Origin of the sequence: Sinobacterium norvegicum (assembly GCF_923077115.1) — a bacterium.
In the GTDB taxonomy this organism is placed as follows: Bacteria; Pseudomonadota; Gammaproteobacteria; order Pseudomonadales; family Sinobacteriaceae; genus Sinobacterium; species Sinobacterium norvegicum.
The window spans coordinates 18,655-39,224 of the sequence record NZ_CAKLPX010000001.1; the positions used below are offsets into that span (position 1 = coordinate 18,655).

Consider the following 20,570-nt stretch of genomic DNA (forward strand, 5'->3'; position numbering starts at 1 on the left):
CCTCGCCTGCGGGGGCTGTTTTGTGGTTAATTGGCTGAGTTTTCAAGGAGGTTGTTGATGACTGTTGGGCGTATTCATTCGATCGATTCCTTTGGTACTGTCGACGGGCCGGGCTTACGTTTTGTGGTGTTTATGCAACACTGCGAAATGCGCTGTCTGTACTGTCACAACCCCGATACCTGGAGTGCCAAGGGCGGAATTGAATATAGCGTTGAACACATCATGAGCAAGCTGCGCTCGGTCAAACCTTTTATCAAAACCGGCGGCTTGACGGTTTCCGGTGGTGAGCCGCTGTTGCAGGCGGCCTTTGTCGCCGAACTGTTTGAGGCCTGTCGTAAAGAGGGTATCGATACCTGTCTCGATACCAATGGGTTTATGAAGGTGGTTGAGCCAAAACTGTTGAACCGCCTGTTGGATGCGACGGATTTGGTGCTGTTCGATATGAAGCAGGCCGACCCGGAAAAACATCTGAAATTGACCAAGGTTTCCAATGCGCCGGTACTGGACTTTGCGCAGTTATTGGCTGAGCGTAATCAGCGTCACTGGCTGCGTCACGTGGTGGTGCCCGGTTGGACTACCGCCCCCGATGATTTCGAGACTCTGCTGGATATTATCGAAGCCCAACGGCACTGTTTGGAATTGATTGAATTACTGCCTTATCACCAGTTGGGTGTGCACAAATGGCAGGTGATGAACGAGCCCTATGAGTTGATTGCCACCGAGCCGCCGCTGCAAAGTGAGATGGCGCTGCTGAGCCAGATGGCGACCGACCGAGGCTTCAAAGTACTGGCCTGATTGCCAGCGCTGCAACGGTGTTGGTTAGAGCCGCTATTATTGCCTTTGATATCGCTGTTTAGCGCTTCTGTTTTGGTAGTGACTGTGTAGAATAGACTGTTATTTTCAATCATCTACCCAGGATGTCAGAGACTCAATGAGCTATCAGGTACTCGCCCGTAAGTGGCGACCAAAAAGCTTTAGCGAAATGGCCGGTCAAGAGCATGTGCTCAAGGCGCTCATCAATGCCTTAGACCGCAATCGATTACACCATGCCTACTTGTTTACCGGCACCCGTGGTGTCGGTAAAACCACTATTGCGCGGATCTTAGCCAAGTGCTTAAACTGCGACAAAGGTGTGACCTCAACCCCCTGTGGTGAGTGCTCCCCCTGCCAGCAGATTGCCGAGGGGCGTTTTATCGACTTGATTGAGGTCGATGCGGCCTCGCGCACCAAGGTCGAAGACACCCGCGAGTTACTCGATAACGTCCAATATGCGCCGACGGCGGGGCGTTATAAGGTGTACCTGATCGATGAGGTGCACATGCTATCGAACAGCAGTTTCAACGCGCTGTTAAAAACCCTGGAAGAGCCGCCGCCACACGTGAAGTTTCTGCTGGCAACCACCGATCCGCAGAAGCTGCCGGCGACCGTATTGTCCCGCTGCCTGCAGTTTAACCTCAAGAATATGTCGCCCGAGCGTATCGTCAAACACCTCGATTATGTGCTCGGTGAAGAGCAGATCGAGTTTGATGAGCAGGCGCTGTGGTCGCTAAGCCGCGCCGCCGAAGGCAGTATGCGTGATGCTCTCAGTCTCACCGATCAGGCCATTGCCTATGGCTCCGGCCAGGTGCGTGCCGATGATGTGACGATGATGTTAGGCACCATCGATCAACATGCGGTGTATCGCTTGCTGTTGGCATTGGCGGCGCAGAACGGCGCACAATTGCTGGCGGAAGTCGCCTTGATGGCCGAGCATGCCGCCGACTTTGGCTCGGCGTTGGAGGAGATGCTCAGTGTCTTGCACCGTCTGGCTATCGCTCAATCTGTTCCTGCGGCGCTCGACAACAGCCACGGTGATCGACAGCGCATCATCGAGCTGGCCTCGCAGATGACGGCTGAGGATGTGCAATTATTCTATCAAATGGGCCTGGCCGGTCGTCGCGACATGCCGATGGCGCCCGATGCCCGTTCCGGTTTTGAAATGTTATTACTGCGGATGCTGGCCTTTAAGCCGGTCGGTGTCGCCGAACTGCCACAGCAAACCTTGGCGCAGACAGCGGCAGAGGCCCCCGCCGCAGAACCCATTATCGAGCAGGCTGCCCCGCCGCAGGAGACAGCTGCAGTAAAAAAGATTGAACCCACGCCGGTCGCATCAAAGCCCAGTGATACACCGCCGTGGGAAACTCAGCCTGAGGCCGCGAAGCCTGTGGTCAGTGCTGCGACAGCCATCGAGGAAACGGTGGCCAGTCCAGCGGCACTCGCCGAGCCAGTCGCGGTTGTTGAGACACCGGTTGTTGAAGAGGCGCAGGGGGTGGTTGCTCAAGCCGAGACCCTGATGCGCCAAGCCGCCTCTCACTCCTTAAAGGAAATGGTGGCCTCGGTAGATCAGGTGTCTGAACCAGTAAAGGTCATTGAAAAACCTGAGCCGGCGGTGGCAATCAACACTCCGGCTGAGGCTGAAAAACCGGCTTCATCGGTGGCCGACATGTTGGCCAAGACGGCACCGGCAGAAGTGTTGCCGGTATCGCAGCCGGCGGCGAAAGTGGGCGCCGACCGGGTGGCGGTGGAAGACCGATTACCGCTGACCGCCGAACATTGGTCGCAGCTGTATTTACAGATGCCGCTCAACGGTGTGTTACGGAATATCGCCTCCAACTGTGTATTGCAGAGCTTCGATGGCAAGCAGGCCGATTTCATCCTCGACCAGAGCCAGGCGACGTTGTTTAACGACGGACACAAACAGCGTCTGGCCGGTCACTTGAGTGATTACCTGCAGACACCAATCGGTGTCGAGATTACCGTCGGGGCGCTGACGGCTGAGAGTCCTGCGCAGCAGCGTAGTCGTCATCTTGCCGAGCAGATGAGGGCGGCGGTTGAGTTAATCGATAACGACCCCAATATAGCCTTATTAAGACAGCAATTTGGTGCTGAGGTGTTGCCAGAAAGCATACGCCCAGTGATGACCGACCCCGCTTAACGTCGGTGAGTTAACAGAGTTAAAAAGGAAGTAGCGTTATGTTTAAAGATGGAATGGGCGGCTTGATGAAACAGGCCCAGCAGATGCAAGAGAAGATGGCTGAGGCGCAGCGTCGTCAGGCTGAGGCTGAATATGCCGGTCAATCCGGTGCCGGCCTGGTTGAGGTGGTGATGACGGGTCGTCACGATGTTAAGCGCGTCAGCATCGACGACAGCCTGATGTCTGAGGACAAAGAAATGCTAGAGGATTTACTGGCGGCGGCGGTGAACGATGCGGTTCGGCGCGTCGAGGCGGCGAGCCAGGATGTGATGAAGGATATTACCGGTGGGATGGATATTCCCGGCGGTTTTAAAATGCCGTTTTAACGATGAGTTTTAGCCCTCTGATCGAACAGCTGATTACCTCTCTGCGATGTCTGCCCGGTGTCGGGCCTAAATCAGCCCAGCGCATGGCCATGCAATTATTAGAGCGTGACCGCGACGGCGGCCGTCAGCTCAGCGAAGTACTGGCGGCAGCGATGGACGGTGTTGGCCGCTGCAGTCAATGCCGCACTTTTACTGAGCAGGATACCTGTCAGTTATGTTTGTCGGTGAAGCGCAACCGGCAGCTGCTCTGTGTGGTGGAAACCCCGGCCGATGTGCTGGCGATAGAGCAGGCCGGCGGCTTTAATGGCTGTTATTTCGTGTTGATGGGGCGGCTATCGCCCATCGATGGTGTTGGCCCGGAGCAGATCGGTGTCGACAAGCTGATGGCGCTGGTGCAGGAACAGCAGGTCACCGAGGTGATTATGGCCACCAACCCGACGGTTGAGGGTGAGGCCACGGCTTATTATATTGCCGAGCAGCTACAATCCCGCGGCGTTATTGTCAGCCGTATTGCCCACGGAGTTCCCCTCGGTGGTGAGCTCGAATATATTGATGGTGGCACGCTGGCCCATGCCTTGGCGGGTCGTAAGGTCATCGAATCATAATGCATATGCACAACGGAATAGTAGAAATTATTTATGTCAGATTTTCTGTGGATTAACAGTGCCGAGCAACTTGATACGCTGGCGCAGCAATGGTTACAGCAAGACGCCTTGGCCATCGACACCGAGTTTATGCGCACCGACACGTTTTACCCCAAGCCGGCGTTAATTCAAATTTGTGATGGCAAAAATACCTATCTACTCGACCCGCTGCAGGTGACCGAGTTGCAGCCACTGGCCGATGTGTTACAGGCCGAGACTGTGATCAAGGTGTTTCACGCCTGCTCCGAAGATTTAGAGGTATTTCAAACGCTGCTGGGTGTGGTACCGCAACCGCTGTATGACAGTCAAATAGCTGCCGCGCTGCTGGGTGAGAGCTTTTCACTGGGTTATTCGGCACTGATGAAAATCCTACTCGATGTCGATGTGCCCAAGGGTGAGACCCGTTCGAACTGGCTTAAACGGCCGCTGACCGACAGCCAGTGCCTTTATGCGGCAATGGATGTCAGCCACCTGTTCGAGGCCTACCAAATCCTCTTTGCCCGCAGCGAGAAACTGCAGCGCACCGAGTGGATTCTCGCCGAGGGTGAGCGGATGATGAACAACTATTTTCAAGCCCAGCAGGCCGAGAATTATTACCTCAAGGTGAAGTCTGCCTGGAAACTCTCTCGCCGCGAGCTGGCGATATTGCAGCAGCTGTGTGAGGTGCGTGAGCAGCGGGTGCGTCAGATAAATATTCCCCGCAGCCGCTGGTTGAAAGATGCGCAGCTGTGGGATATTGCCAAGCGCGGGCCAAAATCGGCAAAGGAGTTGGCTAATATCCAGGGTATTCCAGCCTCGTTTGCCAATAAAAACGGCGATAAATTAGCGGCTATTGTGCGTCAGGCGGCGGCGATCAACGATACCGATTTACCGGCTGCGCTGCCTAAGCCATTGAGCCCTCATGCCATGTCGGCGAGCAAAAAACTGCGCACCGTGGCCAACAGTGCGGCGGAGGCAAATGGCCTGGCGATAGAGGTGTTACTGAAAAAGAAAGACATCGAACAGTTGGTTCGCCAACAACCGACCTCTGTTGCCGCACTGCCCGAGGGCCTTCAGGGTTGGCGCGCCGAGATGATCGGCGAGGCACTGATTGCCGAGCTGCACAAAGGTTAACAGTCGCCGCTAAAAAGCGTAGAATACGCGCCGTCATCAGCCTGGCTGTTGACGGCGTTTTTATAGGGCAAATTTGGGTATCCGGTTAATGAAAGTTTTATGCGATGTTTACAAGAGCAGCAAGAAGTCTGAGATGTATATCTACGTCAAGCGTGACGATGCCATGGAGCGGGTGCCTGCGCCGCTGCTCGAGATGTTTGGCAAGGCGGAAAAAACCATGACACTGGTGGTGACTGCGGAGAAAAAATTTGCCAACTTCACTGGTGAACGTCTGCTAGAGGTACTCGAAGACAAAGGGTTTTACCTGCAATTGCCGCCGGCGATGGACGAGGAAGTCGCCGCCATCGTGGCGCAGAATAACCGCCTCAACCACTGATTGGAGTGAGTCTGGTGACGACTGAAAAGCTGGCTGAAAAGTTTTGGCAACACAAGACCTTGGAGCAGATGAACGCTGCCGAGTGGGAGGCCTTGTGTGATGGCTGCGCCAAGTGCTGCCTGCATAAGCTCGAGGATGAGGACACCGGTGAGGTGCATTACACCAAGGTCGCCTGTCGTTATATGGATGATGACAGCTGCCAGTGTACCGTCTACCAGGAGCGCAATACCCTGGTGCCGGAGTGCGTGTGGCTAAAGCTCGAGGATATCCCGCTGTTTCACTGGTTGCCCAGCACCTGTGCCTACCGTTTAATGGCTGAGGGCAAGCCGCTGTATGACTGGCACCCATTGATCTCCGGCGACCCGCAGACCGTGATAGAAGCCGGTGTGTCGATCAAGGGCAGGGTGCTGTCCGATGCCAACGTCCATCCGGATGGCATGCAGGAACATATTATTAAGTGGATAGAATAGGGCGCCACGTGGTTGGTTAGTCGGGGCTATGGGGTATGCATTGTTGCTATGATGATGGCTTGTGTCACTATTTTAATGCAACTACTCTAGGTTTTTAATTGGAAGATTAGTGAATATGTCTAAGAATAACCGCTTGTTACAGGTTTTGTCGATTGCCTCTCCGCTCTGTGTTCTCGCGATGGTTTTTTATCTGGCCAATTTATTGGAATCATTCGAGGGTATTGAAGACAGATTGCACTACCAAGAGCCTGCTCTGCAATTGCAGGCCGCAGCGGCTGCTTCGGAGAGCGTCAGAGGCCAGGATAAATATTACAGTTACGTCCCCAGTTATTCTCACGTCTATACCGGCGGCGGTAAGGCGTTGTTGTTAGAGACCACGCTGACGGTTAGAAATACCGACCCCGAAGCCCCACTGACTATTCATTCGGTCGCCTATTATGACAGCAGGGGAAAGATGCTAAGGGAGTATGTCTCTTCTCCTTTATTGCTGCCGGCCATGGCAACGGCAAAATATTTGTCTGAGTTATCGGATGTAGACGGCGGGGCAGGGGCCAATTTTTTGGTGACCTGGTCGAGTCCGCGTAAAGAGGCCAATCCCATTTTTGAGGCTGTGATGATCGGGGCTGATGACAGCCAACATATATCCTTTACCAGCCGTGGCCAGAGACTTGACTATGGGGTGGCTGAGTAGCGTCAGTTAATGACTTGACGGCGTTGCCTAACGACTGGTTAGAGGACGCAGCAGCCGTGGGATGTGACAACAAAATAAGGTCTGATAATGGTTAAAAAATCAGCTCTTTGTTGCTAAATCTGTTAGTATACCGCGGTGAATATTTCGCATAGCCAGCACAGTACACCCGTGCAAAAACCATTTTCACTTCTCAAGCTATTGCTCAGCTTGGGAATTTGCCTCTCTGTCCTTGCCGTTTTTCACCCTGCTCATGCGAACGAGAGCCATCGTGACGTTGGCATGTTGCTGGCGGGTCAAGGCATTGAGCATGATATCAGTGTCAATCCGATCGTCGGAACGGCTCACCACCGAGCAAATTATAGAGCGCAAGAGCCTCAAACTGACTCGTCGCCATCGACCTCTGCCGTGGTATTTCATGAGCCGCTGAGCCATGGCGGCATAGCGACGACGCTTCACCAACTCTCGACACCTGCAAGCTCTCGGCGAGCAGGTTGGAAAAACAGCAATCTTCTTTATGTCTGGCTCAGCCAGTTTCCCTTTCCCGTTTGATCTCTCCGCGGCCCCTGTGGTCGCTCCCTGAACATACCAGAGATAATTCTGCCCGCTGTAGGTGATATAAGCCCTGCTGGCTGGCGGCCGAACATCGGGAATCAAAGATGCGAACAAATACTGCCAAACGGCGGATAAACTCAATGTCGCCATGGAAATATGGCCTGTTAATTTTCACCCTGATTATTACTGCTCTCAGTGCCTTGCCCAGCTGGTATGGCGAGAATGCGGCGGTGCTGATCGGGCACGCGCCATCATCATCGCCTAATGTTGTCGAGCTGCAACAGTTGTTGCAGGCTGATGGGGTTGAGGTCAAACATATTCTGCAACAGGGTGATGAAACCCGAGTAATACTGGTCGAAAACACGCAGCAGAGCGAGGCCAGAGCTACGCTGCAACAGTTTTTGCCCCACACCGACACGTTGAGCTTGGCAATGGTGCCGGCTGCCCCAGCCTGGCTGACCAACCTGGGTTTTTCCCCGATTAAATTGGGTCTGGACCTGCGTGGCGGTGTGCAGTTATTGCTGGAGGTAGACGTCGACGAAGTTTACCGCAGTCACAGCCAGCAATTGGCCGATAACCTGCGTCAGCAGTTTCGTGGCCAGGGGCTTGCCGGCAATCATGTTGGCATTAGCGGCCCAGGCACCCTTGAGTTAAAGCTGCGCGATGCAGAGGCAAAGCAGTTCGCCCAACAATGGCTGGCCAAAGATTACCCCCAATGGCAAGCGCGAGCGGGTAATGGTGATGACCTTAAACTCAGTCTGCGCGACGAGGAGCGTACTAATATTCGGAATCTTACTGTCGAGCAGAACCTGCAAACCATGCGCAGCCGTATCGAGCAGCTGGGTATTACTGAGGCACTGGTGCAGCGCCAGGGAGAGGCACGCATTCGTATTGAACTGCCCGGCGTGCAAGACCCCGCTGCCGCTAAATCGGTGATTGGTGCCACTGCCAGTCTGGCATTTTACCAGTTGGATGAACACGGCAGCGAGATTCGACCGTTGGTATTGCAAACCCGTGATGGCGACAGTGTCCGCCTTGTTAATCGTCCGGTGCTGACCGGTGATAGCATTATTGATGCTCGCAGCGGTATCGGTGAGTATGGTCGCCCGGAGGTCAATATCACGCTGGACGGCGCCGGCGGCCGCCGTATGAGTGATTTCTCCAGCAAGAATATTGGCAAGCCGATGGCGACAGCCTTCAGTGAATACAGCCGTGATAGCCGGGGCAATACGGTTAAAAACAGTGAGGTTATTAATGTTGCCACCATTCAGAGTGCACTGGCTCATCGATTTGTCATCACCGGCCTCGACTCGGTGGAAAAAAGCCGAGAGCTGGCGCTGCTGCTGCGTGCCGGCTCGTTGACTGCGCCTGTCAGCATCATCGAAGAGCGTACTATTGGCCCCAGTCTGGGTGCTGAAAATATCGAAAATGGCATGGCAGCATTGGCATTAGGCATGAGTATTTCTCTGTTGTTTATGGGGCTGTGGTACCGTCGCTTGGGTTGGGTTGCCAACTTGGCGCTGTCTGCCAATTTAGTGATGTTGCTCGGCTTGATGGCGCTGATTCCCGGTGCCGTGCTAACCCTGCCGGGCATCGCCGGATTAGTGCTGACGATTGGGATGGCGATTGATACCAATGTATTGATATTTGAGCGCATTAAAGATCGACTGGAGAAGGGTAAGCGCTTTGCCGTAGCGATTGATCAGGGTTTTAACAGTGCTTTTGCCACGATATTGGATGCCAACATCACGACGCTGATCACTGCGGCCATTCTCTATTGGATAGGTAACGGTCCTATTCAGGGCTTTGCGCTGACACTGGGTCTCGGCCTGCTGACGAGTATGTTTACCGGCGTATTTGCCTCGAGGGCACTGATTAACTTGGCCTATGGCCGTAACAGCGATAAGCAACTGAGGGTGTAGCGATGAAACGCAATGAATTTGATATGACTAGGCTGCGTAGCATTGGCACGTTCATCTCTGTTGGACTGATACTGATCGCCACGATGAGTTTGAGCTTACGGGGTTTGAACTGGGGACAGGATTTCACCGGAGGTGTGGTCACCGAGGTGCAACTGGATCACACGGTTACCGCCGCAGAATTGCGACCGGCTCTCGCTGGCAGCGTGGCTGATACCGTCAGTGTTATCAGTGCCGGCGAGCCGGGGCGTTGGGTGTTACGTTATAGTCCCCCCGAGGGTGGGGCCACACAAGCTCAAACAGAAATTTCTGTTATCCAGACGGCATTGGCCGGGTTGAGCAGTGAGTTGGAGGTTTTAAAAACTGAGTTTGTTGGACCGCAGGTTGGTGAGGAGTTGGTTGAGCAGGGTGGGTTGGCCTTGCTGATGGCATTGGTCAGTATCCTGGCCTATTTAAGTTTTCGCTTCGAATGGCGGCTCGCCTCGGGGGCGTTAATGGCGCTGCTGCATGACGTCATGCTGGTGCTTGGCTTGTTCGCTTTGATGCAATGGGAGTTTGACCTGACAGTCTTCGCTGCAGTCTTGGCAGTGCTCGGATACTCACTCAACGATTCGATTATTATCGCCGATCGCATTCGTTCGACGTTGTTGTCCGAGCCGGGCCGCAAAATAAATGAAATCAGTGATATGGCGATACGCGCTACCCTGAGCCGTACGTTGATCACCTCGGGCACCACGCTGGCGACAGTCGCCTGTCTGTGGCTGCTGGGTGGGGATTCGCTGCAGGGGTTTTCCACGGCACTGTTTGTCGGCATTATTGCCGGCACCTGGTCGTCGATAACACTGGGTACTGTGGTGCCTGATAAGCTTGGGCTGGAGGCGGCTCACTATCAGCCCGTGGCTCTGGATGACAGGCCGTGACGGTGGAACCGCTGTTGTGGTGTGGATCGGGGGGCGGTAGTCAGGCAGTGTAGGCCTGATGACCGCCCAGACTGATTATGTCATCAGGCCGCCATCGAGGCGGAGGTGATCGCCGGTGATGTGGTTGGCATCTTCGCAGGCCAGGAAGGCCACGGCGGAGGCAACGTCTGATGGCGGCGCAAAAGACCCGTCGGGCAGCATGGCCTTGGTCATCAGGCGGGCATCGGCGCCCTCGGGGATGTGGTGGGCGGCCGCCTCGACCATTGGAGTCTCGATGCCGCCGGGGCAGATGGCGTTACAGTTGAGCCCCTGCAGCATATATTCCACCGCAATACACTTGGTCATCGACAGCAGTGCACCCTTGGAGGCGGAGTAGGCCAGTGTCCAGGCGTGAGCGCCGAGGGCGGCGGTGGATGACATGTTGACGATAAAGCCCTTGGTCTCGAGCAGGTGCGGAATGGCCGCCTGACACATCATGAATGGGCCGCGAGCATTGACGTTCATGACGAAGTCAAAGTCTTCCATCTTGAGCTCTAGGGTATGATCGAAGCGCAGTACACCGGCAATATTGCACAGCGCGTTGAGCTTGCCGTAGGTGTCGACGGCCTTGGCGACGGTGGCATTGACCGCCTCTTGATCGGTGACGTCGCAGGCGATGGCAATGGCCTCACCGCCGTTGGCGATAATGCCGGCGGCGACTTTTTCGACCGCTTCTTGCTGGCGATCGACGCAGACAATCTTGCCGCCTTCGCTGGCGATTCTTTCGGCCGAGGCCTTGCCGATGCCAGAGGCGGCGCCGGTGATGAGAACAACTTTGTCGGTATATCGAGCCATAATATTCATTTCCAAATAATGAGCGTCTGTTTGTTATTGTGTGATAAGGGCTGGCTTGCTTATGCCCCAAGTGATGTCAGTGTATCAATTAATGGCTAAGTATTAAATTGACCGTTTCTTCATGGTTATGTTGATCAATAGTGACAGAGTTATAGCCTGTACTCTGCTATTTGCAGTATCATGCGGCAAAACCGGTGGGCTTCTTGCGTCTGCCGTCGAAACTGATTGGCTTATAAAGGTTGTCTATGGATCTCTCTCAATTTTCTGATAATACCGTGGCCTGGGCGGTCTATGCGCTGTCAGCCCTTGGGTGTTTGTTTGTCGCCTGGCGGATTGCCCTGTGGTTTAACAATGTCGAAGTCAGAAAAATTTTTGGTATTGTTGCCGCGGCGGTATTGATGACACCCGCTTACACCTCCGCCTCTGGCGGTGATATGGCGCCGGCGTTTATGGTCTTGGTGATGGAATTCTTGGCCAAAAATAATGCGGGTGTGATGCGTGCTGCTCAGCCGTTACTCACGATTATTCTGCTGGGCGTATCGATCTCACTGGTCAGCCTGTTGGTCCGCAAGGTCACCCATAAGGCCGAGCCAGAATCCTGATTAAATAGCGTGACGGCGCCGCGCCGTCACTGCCTGCTTTACCCCGTTCAATAGACCAGGGTTGTTCTTACCCTCGGCGCTTAAGTCACTGTATTTGTTTGTTAATAATGACCGGTCATGTCACTGATAACGTAGCTCTATCGGGGGCGACTGCTCGACCGTGTTATCGTCGATAATCATCACATAATAAGCGAAAAGTGCTGGTTAATAGTGGCACCGATAGCAGCATATACAGGGCGGGTAGAGCAGATGCATAACGAAAAAACGCAGTTTGATTATGATCAGGTAGTCATTGGCTCCGGCTTTGGTGGCGCCTGTAGTGCACTGCGGTTGACCGAAAAGGGTTGTAAGGTTCTGGTGCTGGAAAAGGGGCGGCGCTTTCAGCAAAACGATTTTGCCAAGAGTAGTTGGAACCTGCGCCGATTTTTTTGGCTGCCTTCACTGGGTTTGACCGGGCCTTTTCAGTTGTCGTTGACCCGCAAAATCAATGTGGTACACGGCAGTGGCGTCGGCGGCGGCTCGCTGGTGTATGGCAATACACACCTGATTCCCGATGCTGCCATCTTCGACGCCCAGGGTTGGACCCAATCGAAGGATGATTGGTATGCAGCGTTGCAGCCCTATTATGCTCTGGCGCAGCGAATGATCGGGGTGCAGCGCAACCGATATTTCGGCCCCGCCGACCATATTATGCAGGAGATCGCCGAGGATAATGGCCGAGCTGATAAGTTTGACACAGTGTATAGCGGCTTGATTTACCCCGAGGGCGCCGATGAAATGGGTGTTGCTGATGCAGAAAAACTTGGCAGCGCCCGCGGCGATCCGTATTTCTCTGGTGATGGCCCAGAGCGCAACAGCTGTACTTATTGCGGTAACTGCATGGTCGGCTGTCGTGACAATGCCAAGAATAGTCTGGATAAAAACTACCTGTATTTTGCCGAGCGCAACGGGGCTGAGGTTCGTGCCGAATCGAAGGTGACTCGCATAGAGCCTATTGCCGTTGATGCGGGGGAGAAAGAGGGTAGTGCTGGCTACCGGCTGACTGTCGTTGAAGGCTTGGGTGTGTTCGGTGGTCGCCGCTACCAAATAACAGCGCGTGGTGTGGTGGTCTCTGCTGGCGTCATGGGATCGTTACCACTGTTGTTAAAGGCGCGGGACATTGATAAGACGCTGCCCAATATTTCCCGTCACCTCGGTCAGCGTATTCTGACTAACTCTGAGACGCTGATGACGGTTACCCACGATCGTCTTGATAAGACCGGCCAGCAAGAAGAAGTTTGTCACGGCACCGCGATTACCTCAATTTACGCGCCGGATGATGAGACCAATATTGAAATCGTGCGCTATGCCAAGGGCAGTGATGTGGGGTATGCCGGCATCTTACCGGTGCCGATGACCGATAAGAGTAAGGGGGGGATTCCGCGTTCAGTAATGATGTTGTCGAATCTGTTTCGCCACCCGCTTCGCTTCTTAAAGACGCTGAATCCTGTCGGCAAGGCCAAGGAATCGGTGATTCTGTTGGTCATGCAGTCGACCACCAGTTATTTACACTTTACCACCACCAGGCCCTGGTATTGGCTGGGCCGTCGCAGCTGGGTGCCGATGCAAAAGGCCACCGATGCACCGCTGGCTAATTATTTTCCTGTCGCCCATGAGTTTGCCCGTCAATATGTTGCCAAGTCTCAGGGATTGCCGGGTAATAGCCTGCTAGAGGTCGTATTGGGCGCACCGATGACGGCACATATGATGGGGGGGGCGCATATGGGTAAAGGGCTGGAATCTGCAGTGGTCGATGAGACCGGTGAGGTGTTTGGGTATCAAAACTTACGTGTGCTGGACGGCTCCATTATTGGGGATAATTTAGCGGTCAATCCGTCGTTAACCATCCTAGCGCTGACCGAGCATGCGATGAGTCAGCTCCCAGTCTTTGATCAGCAGCGTGCTGATGCCATTGAGCCTATTCGATTTTCTGAGGCGTTGCCCGGTTGCCCCTCGTCGCTGCAACAGAGCGGGGTGTTGACCGAGCAGCTCGACGAAATCACAGCGCTAGAGGTGAGTTAACAGGCATTATTTGATTGTCTAGGTGGTTAAAATTGCGCGCTTTTTGTTCGTTTATTTACCGCGGTGGAGGAATTGTTCGATAAAACAACGCTTCTGGTATTATTCTTGTAAATAGGGCTTGTGTTAGGTCGAAAAGTTTATATAATGCGCCCCACACAACGAGACTGCTGTGGTAGTTTTTTGTGTGTTTTATCCGGACGTGGTGGAATTGGTAGACACGCCAGATTTAGGTTCTGGTGCCGTAAGGTGTGAGAGTTCAAGTCTCTCCGTCCGGACCATGATTTTTCAGCTAGCTGATAAGCCATGGTCGGTTTTGAAGATGTTAGACACAAGTGTTACAGGGGTATCGCCAAGCGGTAAGGCACCAGGTTTTGATCCTGGCATGCGTTGGTTCGAATCCAGCTACCCCTGCCATCTTTTCGATTGATAAATGTCTACTTTGCTGTAGTCAGAGCTCCGGCTCTATCTGTATGCGGACGTGGTGGAATTGGTAGACACGCCAGATTTAGGTTCTGGTGCCGTAAGGTGTGAGAGTTCAAGTCTCTCCGTCCGCACCATTATGTTAGGGGTATCGCCAAGCGGTAAGGCACCAGGTTTTGATCCTGGCATGCGTTGGTTCGAATCCAGCTACCCCTGCCATTTCAGATACAATACAGCAGCGTCTATAGTCCGGACGTGGTGGAATTGGTAGACACGCCAGATTTAGGTTCTGGTGCCGTAAGGTGTGAGAGTTCAAGTCTCTCCGTCCGGACCATTTCGATGCCTCTGCTGCATTGCCCTCATCGATTTCTGCTTATCTACACCCTTGCTGTTGTTTTTATTATCAAAAAACCCTTGTTTATTGATGTTCTTTGCTCCTCTAAGGTGCGACTACTGCTAAACTTGTACCTTCTTTTATCAAGGGGGTTGTTGTCGTGGCAGAGTTTAATTATCTGGCAACGTTTATATTCTTTTTTGCTGTGATCGACCCGATAGGGTCGGTGCCCGTATTTATTGCCGTCACCAGTGCCTACGATGCTAAAACCAAGCGCAAAATAGCGATTCAGGCGACGCTGGTGTCGGCGCTGATTCTTATATTCTTTGTCATTGCCGGCGAGATTATCTTAACCGCCATTGAGATCCCGCTGACAGCGTTTCAGGTGGCTGGTGGCATTGTGTTGTTTCTGTTTGCGTTGACGATGATTTTTGGCGAGAGCAAGCCCGATGAAGAAGTTGGCATGGTTAAATGCAGCCAGGAGACGGCAATATTTCCCCTTGCCGTCCCCTCAATTGCCAGTCCAGGTGCCATGTTGGCTGCGGTGTTGTTGACTGAGAACAGCCGATATACATTGGTTGAGCAGGCGTTGACCAGTGTAATGATCTTGGCGGTATTGGCTGTGGTGCTGGTATTGTTACTGATTGCCGGTCATGTCCATAAATTGATCGGCAACGGGGGAGCCAGCGTTGTTAGCAGGGTGATGGGGCTTATTCTATGCTCACTGGCGGTCAGTAATATTCTCGCCGGTATCAAGGGCTATTTTCTACTTTAACTGCAGCTTGTCATGGTGTCATCGTCGACCTTGCCTGTGGCGGCTAATAGTCGCGCTGATATAGGCCACCACGACAGAAAGTTGGTGGTGGCCAACGGTTAATGCTGCTTACTGCACCGTTTCTTGTTCACTAAATTCGCCGGCGAATAGAGCGGTCGATAGATAGCGCTCACCAGAGTCGGGCAGGATGACCACAATCACCTTACCTTGGTTGCCAGGCTCTTCGGCTACTTTTTGTGCTGCTACCAGGGCGGCGCCAGATGAGATACCGGCAAGAATACCTTCCTCCTTCATCAGGCGATGAGCCGCGGCAATGGCCTCGTCATTATCGACTTGTACACAGCGGTCGACCATGTCCAAGTCTAGGTTTTTTGGTACGAAACCAGCACCTATGCCTTGAATCTTGTGTGGTCCATGGCTGGGTTCTTCACCCTTCAATGCGGCGGTAATCATGGTGCTTGAAAGCGGTTCCACAGCGACGGAGGTAATGGCCTTGCCAGCGGTATTCTTAATGTAGCGAGAGATGCCGGAAATCGTACCACCGGTACCGACACCACTGACCAGAATGTCGATGGCGCCATCGGTGTCGTTCCATATTTCTGGGCCGGTGGTCTGCTCATGAATTTGTGGGTTGGCGGGGTTTTCGAACTGCTGCAGCATCAGGTGGCTATCACTATTGCTGGCGACAATCTCAGCGGCCTTGGCGATGGCGGCATTCATCCCCTTGGCGCCATCGGTCAGCACTAAGTCTGCACCGAGGGCTTTCATCAATTGTCTGCGCTCAAGACTCATAGTATTAGGCATGGTGAGAATTAAAGGGTAGCCACGAGCGGCGGCGACATAGGCGAGGGCGATGCCGGTATTACCGCTGGTGGGTTCGACCAGTGTCATACCGGGCTTGAGAGCGCCACTTTTTTCAGCGGCCCAAATCATATTCGCGCCGATGCGGCACTTAACGCTGTTGGCCGGGTTGCGAGACTCTATTTTGGCAAAAATGGTAGCCCCATTTGCCGTGCGGTTTAGCTTTACCAGCGGTGTATTACCGATGGCTTGGCTGTTGTCTTGAAAAATGTTGGCCATGATGATCCGATTCCGTTGCTGTGAGTAATTGTCGCTATAGTGTAATGCCTGAGGTAAGGCGTTGAACAGTATAGTTATACGCTTAATTTAGCTGGCTGAGACGCTCTGTCACCGCATTAAAAATTATTAATGTAAGTATCTATACGAATGTGACACTGCCACCACCGTTATATACCATCGCCATTGTTTTGATTTATAGCAACTATTGGCGGGTTTATGGCAGAGCGGCACCTTGTATTTAAGCAGGCTTCAAGCTTGGGCGTGGATATTATTGAACAAAAGACGGCGGATGTCTTTGTGGCGGTCATGGCAGCCCCTGTCGGCAAGGAGTTTATCTACAACTCAGGTGACGAAATTTTGGTCAGTTCACGGCGCGGCGTCCATTCTAAGGCCTATTTTTGGTCAGAGGTAAAGGATGTGCTCGATCTTGGGCTGCAGGAGCAATACGCGTTGGCGTACTAATCAGAGTGCCTTTGAGTCCCTTGGCCCAGGCATCACCTGATTGCATGAAACCAATAGCCTTGGTGGATTTATTATTGATGTCACTCAATGTTATCATTGCTGCCATTCTGGATAAGGATTGGCAGTTTCTCTGATGCCAAGCTCTATCCTCCTTTACTAATTAGAATTAGCACAGGCCTGATGTGGGCTATTGGATGGTGTCGTAATGAGTAAGTTTCAAAGTACTGAGCAATATGTAGCAACTGACGATTTGGCGATGGCGGTGAATGCGGCAATAACGCTGCAGCGACCACTATTGATCAAGGGTGAGCCGGGCACGGGTAAAACCATGCTGGCGGAACAGGTGTCTGAAGGCTTGGGGATGAAACTGATCCAATGGCATGTTAAATCGACTACCAAGGCACAGCAGGGCTTGTATGAATATGATGCGGTCAGCCGACTGCGCGATTCTCAGCTTGGTGATGACCGGGTTCACGATATCAATAACTACATCAAGAAAGGCAAGCTGTGGGAAGCCTTCGACGCCGATGAACAGGTGGTTCTGTTGATTGATGAGATAGACAAGGCCGATATCGAGTTTCCTAACGATTTATTGGTCGAGCTCGATAAGATGGAGTTCCATGTCTACGAGACTGGCGAGACCGTTAAGGCCAAGGTTCGCCCGATTATTATTATCACCAGTAACAACGAGAAAGAGCTGCCGGATGCCTTTCTGCGTCGCTGTTTCTTCCATTATATTAACTTCCCAGACAAGGCGACAATGAAGAAAATTGTCGATGTTCACTACCCGAAAATCACCCAGGAGTTGCTGTCTGAGGCGTTGGAATCATTCTTTGAGTTGCGTGAAATCCCTGGTCTGAAGAAAAAGCCGTCGACCTCAGAGTTGATCGACTGGTTGAAGCTGCTTCTTGCCGATGACATGCCGGATGAAATTTTGAAAAACAGAGATCGTACCAAGGCAATTCCACCACTGCATGGTGCCTTATTGAAGAATGAGCAGGATGTATCGCTGCTTGAGCGCCTGGCCTTTATGAATCGCCGCGACAGCCGTCGTTAAACAGGGTTTGAACCTGTTTAACGACAATGATTCGCAGGGAGAGTCCATGTGTTAATTAATTTCTTTTTTACCCTCAAAAAAACCGGGGTTCCCGTCTCTATCAGGGAACTACTCGATTTGTTAGAGGCGTTAAAGCAGCATATTGTGTTTGCCGATGTCGAGCAGTTCTACTTTTTGGCGAGAACAATATTATGTAAAGACGAAAAGTATTTCGATCGTTTCGATCGTGCCTTTGGTCTTTATTTCAAAGAGCTTGAGAGTATCGATGATGTTATCGAAGCGCTGATTCCCGATGAGTGGATGCGCAAAGAATTTGAAAAATTCTTAACTGACGAAGAAAAGGCCAAGATCGAATCGTTAGGTGGCCTGGAAAAGCTGATGGAGGAATTTAAAAAACGTCTCGAAGAGCAAAACGAGCGCCACGAAGGTGGTAATAAATGGGTGGGTACCGGCGGCACCTCTCCCTTTGGTCATGGTGGCTATAACCCCGAAGGTGTTCGTGTCGGCGGTCCCGGTCAGCATAAAAAGGCAGTCAAGGTTTGGGATAAGCGAGAGTTTAAAGACCTCGATGATTCGGTAGAACTAGGCACTCGTAATATCAAGGTGGCGCTGCGCCGCCTGCGTAAGTTTGCCCGTACCGGCGCGGTGGAAGAGTTGGATATCGACGATACCATCCGCTCAACGGCGAACAACGCCGGTTATCTTGATATTAAGATGCTGCAAGAGCGTCACAACTCGGTCAAAGTGTTGTTGTTCTTTGATGTAGGTGGTTCGATGGATCCCCATATTCGTGTCTGCGAGGAACTATTCTCAGCTGCGGGCTCTGAGTTTAAGCATATGGAGTATTTCTACTTCCATAACTTTCTCTATGACTATGTGTGGAAAAATAACAGTCGTCGCCAGACCGAACAGACTAAAACCCTCGATGTGCTCCATACCTTTGGCAGTGACTACAAGGTGATTTTTATCGGCGATGCGGCGATGTCGCCCTATGAAATTGCTCAGCCTGGTGGCAGTGTTGAATACTGGAATCAGGAAGCAGGTTATGTCTGGTTCCAGCGACTGAAGGAAACCTTCGATAAGGTGGTGTGGATTAATCCGCTGCCTAAGGGGGAGTGGGAGTGGACTCAGTCTGTCGGCATGGTGAAGGAGCTGGCAGAGGATGAGATGTATCCGATGACGGTTGAGGGGCTGGAGCAGGCCATGAAATACCTGGCCAAGTCCTAGTGTCTAACCGCTGTGATAAGAAGCCCGATTCGTCGGGCTTTTTTGTCTGCGCAATTTATTCATTACCAGCGATGTCACTGCGATAGCGCTGACAGGGGATAATAAAAGAGGTTGCTAGGGTAGAAAGGCGATTAAGGCGCCGGTAACAGCGACGTTTAATGACTCGACACCACGGCTCATTGGGATGCGTAAGCCGGTGGTGGCGACGGCTTCAACCGCTTTGGAGACACCGTCGGTTTCATTACCCAGCACGTACACAGCCGAGTCTTCAGCTTTGTAGTCAAACAGGGTGTTCTTGGCGTAGGAAGACAGCGTGCAAATATCGGCGCCACGCTGCTTCATAGCGGTCAACGTTTCAGCCAAGTCATCGCAATAGTACATCGGCATCTTGAACAGGGTGCCAGCACTGGCCTTGATAACCAGTGATGAGAGCGCGGTATTGCCCTTGCTGGTAGGCACCAACAGCGCATCGATGCGACCGGCACAGGCGGAGCGAATAATCATGCCCAGGTTTTGCGGGTTGGTGACGCCGTCGACGGCGAGAATGCGCGGCGGCAACGGCGCCTCCAGCAACAGTTTGGCACTTTGATAGAGTGGGCAGTGTAGGTCGAGGGCAACGCCCTGGTCCTGTTTGCTGTTCTTCGAGATTCGAGACAGTTGTTTGCGGTCATGGTAGGCGATCTCAATGCCACGCTGTTCGGCCAGGGCAATCATTTCTGCCACCGCCTTCGAGGGCTTGTTGCTATCGGCCAGATGCAACTTAATAATGTTCATTGTGTTATCTGCCAGTGCCTCAAAAACAGGGTTGCGGCCATAAACCGTGATTGTGCTGGCGAATAGGGCTTTTTTGGCGAGATAGCTGGCGCTATCACCTTGATAATGTTTTTTGCTCATAATGAGGTGCTGGCCTGGCGGTGTAATGGCGGAAAGATCGCATCAAAAGGCGGTGTAGAGCCTTATTATACGTCATAGTGAATTATCCGGCTATTGCCAAAATATGTTATGATGAACCCGGTTGAAAAATACTAAATCTTTTTTAATACAATAACTAAGAGGTCTTCCATATGCCGGATATCGATCAGCTATTTAAAAATAATCAGCAGTGGGCGGAGGCAATTAAACGCGAAGAGCCTGATTTTTTTGAACAGCTATCTAAGCAGCAGACCCCGAAATATTTGTGGATTGGTTGTTCTGACAGCCGAGTCCCGGCCAATGAAATTGTTGGCATGCAGCCCGGCGAGTTATTTGTGCATCGCAATGTGGCCAATGTTGTCGCCCATACGGATTTAAACTGCCTGTCGGTACTGCAGTACGCGGTTGAATATTTGAAAGTCGAACATATTGCTGTGGTTGGCCACTATGGCTGTGGCGGTGTGGCGGCGGCAATGGAAGATAACGAGTTGGGTTTGATCGATAATTGGCTGCGTAATATCAAAGATGTTTATCACTGGAATCGTAAAGATATCGAGAATGCCGGTGATCATAAACAGCAGGTCAATCGACTCTGTGAACTCAATGTGAAACAGCAAGTCTCCCATGTCTGCCATACCACTATTGTACAAAATGCTTGGAAGCGGGGGCAAAAGCTGGCCGTGCATGGCTGGATATACGGTATTGAAGACGGCATGCTGAAATCGTTAGAGCGGGGCATTAGTAGTGCAGAACAGATTCCCGCCGCTTATCGTATGTCTTAA

21 protein-coding genes and 5 tRNA genes are annotated in these 20,570 nt (G+C 52.5%); 23 read left to right on the plus strand and 3 right to left on the minus strand.

Annotated features, from left to right (window positions below; translation table 11 throughout):
- The first annotated feature begins 57 nt into the window (after positions 1–57).
- The 11 genes from pflA (at position 58) to secF (ending at position 10,024) form a co-directional block, all read left to right on the plus strand.
- Positions 58–795: a pyruvate formate-lyase-activating protein gene (pflA, locus tag L9P87_RS00085; RefSeq protein WP_237442650.1), complete on the plus strand. Its 738-nt coding sequence runs from the start codon at positions 58–60 to the stop codon at positions 793–795.
- A 136-nt stretch (positions 796–931) separates the two neighbouring features.
- Positions 932–2,974 carry a DNA polymerase III subunit gamma/tau gene (dnaX, locus tag L9P87_RS00090; protein WP_237442651.1) on the plus strand — a complete coding sequence of 681 codons (2,043 nt, stop codon included), beginning with the start codon at positions 932–934 and terminating at the stop codon, positions 2,972–2,974.
- Positions 2,975–3,012: 38 nt separating this feature from the next.
- Positions 3,013–3,339 carry a YbaB/EbfC family nucleoid-associated protein gene (locus L9P87_RS00095; protein ID WP_237442652.1) on the plus strand — a complete coding sequence of 109 codons (327 nt, stop codon included), beginning with the start codon at positions 3,013–3,015 and terminating at the stop codon, positions 3,337–3,339.
- Between the two features lie 2 nt (positions 3,340–3,341).
- Positions 3,342–3,944, plus strand: coding sequence for a recombination mediator RecR (gene recR, locus L9P87_RS00100; protein ID WP_237442653.1), 603 nt, complete (start codon positions 3,342–3,344; stop codon positions 3,942–3,944).
- A 33-nt stretch (positions 3,945–3,977) separates the two neighbouring features.
- Complete coding sequence (rnd, locus tag L9P87_RS00105; protein WP_237442654.1) at positions 3,978–5,096, plus strand: ribonuclease D; 1,119 nt, start codon at positions 3,978–3,980, stop codon at positions 5,094–5,096.
- Positions 5,097–5,184: 88 nt separating this feature from the next.
- Entirely contained in the window at positions 5,185–5,472 is a 288-nt protein-coding gene (locus L9P87_RS00110) for a YcgL domain-containing protein (protein WP_237442655.1), read from the plus strand.
- A gap of 14 nt (positions 5,473–5,486) precedes the next feature.
- Positions 5,487–5,942 carry a YcgN family cysteine cluster protein gene (locus L9P87_RS00115; RefSeq protein ID WP_435531779.1) on the plus strand — a complete coding sequence of 152 codons (456 nt, stop codon included), beginning with the start codon at positions 5,487–5,489 and terminating at the stop codon, positions 5,940–5,942.
- Between the two features lie 115 nt (positions 5,943–6,057).
- On the plus strand, positions 6,058–6,633 hold the full coding sequence (locus L9P87_RS00120; RefSeq protein WP_237442657.1) for a DUF3124 domain-containing protein: 576 nt from the start codon (positions 6,058–6,060) through the stop codon (positions 6,631–6,633).
- A gap of 135 nt (positions 6,634–6,768) precedes the next feature.
- Entirely contained in the window at positions 6,769–7,182 is a 414-nt protein-coding gene (locus tag L9P87_RS00125) for a hypothetical protein (protein WP_237442658.1), read from the plus strand.
- Between the two features lie 107 nt (positions 7,183–7,289).
- On the plus strand, positions 7,290–9,107 hold the full coding sequence (gene secD, locus L9P87_RS00130; protein WP_290368467.1) for a protein translocase subunit SecD: 1,818 nt from the start codon (positions 7,290–7,292) through the stop codon (positions 9,105–9,107).
- Between the two features lie 2 nt (positions 9,108–9,109).
- Positions 9,110–10,024, plus strand: coding sequence for a protein translocase subunit SecF (gene secF, locus L9P87_RS00135; protein ID WP_237442660.1), 915 nt, complete (start codon positions 9,110–9,112; stop codon positions 10,022–10,024).
- A 75-nt stretch (positions 10,025–10,099) separates the two neighbouring features.
- Here the strand turns inward: secF and L9P87_RS00140 are convergent, their stop codons facing one another.
- On the minus strand, positions 10,100–10,858 hold the full coding sequence (locus L9P87_RS00140) for an SDR family NAD(P)-dependent oxidoreductase (RefSeq protein WP_237442661.1): 759 nt from the start codon (positions 10,856–10,858) through the stop codon (positions 10,100–10,102).
- Positions 10,859–11,103: 245 nt separating this feature from the next.
- Here L9P87_RS00140 and L9P87_RS00145 point away from each other — a divergent pair, with 245 nt between their 5' ends.
- From L9P87_RS00145 to L9P87_RS00180, 8 genes are all read left to right on the plus strand, one after another.
- Positions 11,104–11,460: a hypothetical protein gene (locus tag L9P87_RS00145; RefSeq protein ID WP_237442662.1), complete on the plus strand. Its 357-nt coding sequence runs from the start codon at positions 11,104–11,106 to the stop codon at positions 11,458–11,460.
- Positions 11,461–11,709: 249 nt separating this feature from the next.
- Positions 11,710–13,521 carry a GMC oxidoreductase gene (locus L9P87_RS00150; protein ID WP_237442663.1) on the plus strand — a complete coding sequence of 604 codons (1,812 nt, stop codon included), beginning with the start codon at positions 11,710–11,712 and terminating at the stop codon, positions 13,519–13,521.
- 193 nt (positions 13,522–13,714) lie between these two features.
- Positions 13,715–13,799: transfer RNA gene (locus L9P87_RS00155), tRNA-Leu, on the plus strand.
- Positions 13,800–13,860: 61 nt separating this feature from the next.
- Positions 13,861–13,935, plus strand: a tRNA-Gln gene (locus L9P87_RS00160).
- A gap of 58 nt (positions 13,936–13,993) precedes the next feature.
- Positions 13,994–14,078 (plus strand) — tRNA-Leu (locus tag L9P87_RS00165).
- Positions 14,079–14,085: 7 nt separating this feature from the next.
- Positions 14,086–14,160: transfer RNA gene (locus L9P87_RS00170), tRNA-Gln, on the plus strand.
- A 30-nt stretch (positions 14,161–14,190) separates the two neighbouring features.
- Positions 14,191–14,275: transfer RNA gene (locus tag L9P87_RS00175), tRNA-Leu, on the plus strand.
- Between the two features lie 160 nt (positions 14,276–14,435).
- A complete protein-coding gene (locus tag L9P87_RS00180) occupies positions 14,436–15,050 on the plus strand; it encodes a MarC family protein (protein ID WP_237442664.1) in 615 nt (204 codons plus the stop codon).
- A gap of 108 nt (positions 15,051–15,158) precedes the next feature.
- On the opposite strand, the gene cysK is transcribed toward L9P87_RS00180, so the two are convergent.
- Entirely contained in the window at positions 15,159–16,130 is a 972-nt protein-coding gene (cysK, locus tag L9P87_RS00185) for a cysteine synthase A (RefSeq protein ID WP_237442665.1), read from the minus strand.
- A gap of 216 nt (positions 16,131–16,346) precedes the next feature.
- On the opposite strand from cysK, the gene L9P87_RS00190 reads away from it, so the two are divergent.
- The 3 genes from L9P87_RS00190 (at position 16,347) to L9P87_RS00200 (ending at position 18,876) form a co-directional block, all read left to right on the plus strand.
- On the plus strand, positions 16,347–16,592 hold the full coding sequence (locus tag L9P87_RS00190; protein WP_237442666.1) for a hypothetical protein: 246 nt from the start codon (positions 16,347–16,349) through the stop codon (positions 16,590–16,592).
- Positions 16,593–16,797: 205 nt separating this feature from the next.
- The gene (locus L9P87_RS00195; RefSeq protein WP_237442667.1) at positions 16,798–17,649 is read left to right on the plus strand and encodes an AAA family ATPase; all 852 of its coding nucleotides are present in this window, start codon (positions 16,798–16,800) and stop codon (positions 17,647–17,649) included.
- Between the two features lie 48 nt (positions 17,650–17,697).
- Positions 17,698–18,876, plus strand: a complete 1,179-nt coding sequence (locus L9P87_RS00200; RefSeq protein ID WP_237442668.1) for a vWA domain-containing protein — start codon at positions 17,698–17,700, stop codon at positions 18,874–18,876.
- Positions 18,877–18,990: 114 nt separating this feature from the next.
- On the opposite strand, the gene L9P87_RS00205 is transcribed toward L9P87_RS00200, so the two are convergent.
- Positions 18,991–19,770 (minus strand): TrmH family RNA methyltransferase, encoded by a 780-nt coding sequence (locus L9P87_RS00205; RefSeq protein WP_237442669.1) that lies wholly within the window; start codon positions 19,768–19,770, stop codon positions 18,991–18,993.
- 170 nt (positions 19,771–19,940) lie between these two features.
- Between L9P87_RS00205 and can the strand changes: the two genes are divergently transcribed.
- Positions 19,941–20,570, plus strand: a complete 630-nt coding sequence (gene can, locus L9P87_RS00210; RefSeq protein WP_237442670.1) for a carbonate dehydratase — start codon at positions 19,941–19,943, stop codon at positions 20,568–20,570.

Excerpts from the sequence above, each read along its gene's own strand:
- pflA (WP_237442650.1), top strand. The coding sequence starts at position 58 with ATGACTGTTGGGCGTATTCATTCGATCGATTCCTTTGGTACTGTCGAC.
- dnaX (WP_237442651.1), top strand. The coding sequence starts at position 932 with ATGAGCTATCAGGTACTCGCCCGTAAGTGGCGACCAAAAAGCTTTAGC.
- L9P87_RS00095 (WP_237442652.1), top strand. The coding sequence starts at position 3,013 with ATGTTTAAAGATGGAATGGGCGGCTTGATGAAACAGGCCCAGCAGATG.
- recR (WP_237442653.1), top strand. The coding sequence starts at position 3,342 with ATGAGTTTTAGCCCTCTGATCGAACAGCTGATTACCTCTCTGCGATGT.
- rnd (WP_237442654.1), top strand. The coding sequence starts at position 3,978 with ATGTCAGATTTTCTGTGGATTAACAGTGCCGAGCAACTTGATACGCTG.
- L9P87_RS00110 (WP_237442655.1), top strand. The coding sequence starts at position 5,185 with ATGAAAGTTTTATGCGATGTTTACAAGAGCAGCAAGAAGTCTGAGATG.
- L9P87_RS00120 (WP_237442657.1), top strand. The coding sequence starts at position 6,058 with ATGTCTAAGAATAACCGCTTGTTACAGGTTTTGTCGATTGCCTCTCCG.
- secD (WP_290368467.1), top strand. The coding sequence starts at position 7,290 with ATGCGAACAAATACTGCCAAACGGCGGATAAACTCAATGTCGCCATGG.
- secF (WP_237442660.1), top strand. The coding sequence starts at position 9,110 with ATGAAACGCAATGAATTTGATATGACTAGGCTGCGTAGCATTGGCACG.
- L9P87_RS00140 (WP_237442661.1), bottom strand. The coding sequence starts at position 10,858 with ATGGCTCGATATACCGACAAAGTTGTTCTCATCACCGGCGCCGCCTCT.
- L9P87_RS00145 (WP_237442662.1), top strand. The coding sequence starts at position 11,104 with ATGGATCTCTCTCAATTTTCTGATAATACCGTGGCCTGGGCGGTCTAT.
- L9P87_RS00150 (WP_237442663.1), top strand. The coding sequence starts at position 11,710 with ATGCATAACGAAAAAACGCAGTTTGATTATGATCAGGTAGTCATTGGC.
- cysK (WP_237442665.1), bottom strand. The coding sequence starts at position 16,130 with ATGGCCAACATTTTTCAAGACAACAGCCAAGCCATCGGTAATACACCG.
- L9P87_RS00190 (WP_237442666.1), top strand. The coding sequence starts at position 16,347 with ATGGCAGAGCGGCACCTTGTATTTAAGCAGGCTTCAAGCTTGGGCGTG.
- L9P87_RS00195 (WP_237442667.1), top strand. The coding sequence starts at position 16,798 with ATGAGTAAGTTTCAAAGTACTGAGCAATATGTAGCAACTGACGATTTG.
- L9P87_RS00205 (WP_237442669.1), bottom strand. The coding sequence starts at position 19,770 with ATGAGCAAAAAACATTATCAAGGTGATAGCGCCAGCTATCTCGCCAAA.
- can (WP_237442670.1), top strand. The coding sequence starts at position 19,941 with ATGCCGGATATCGATCAGCTATTTAAAAATAATCAGCAGTGGGCGGAG.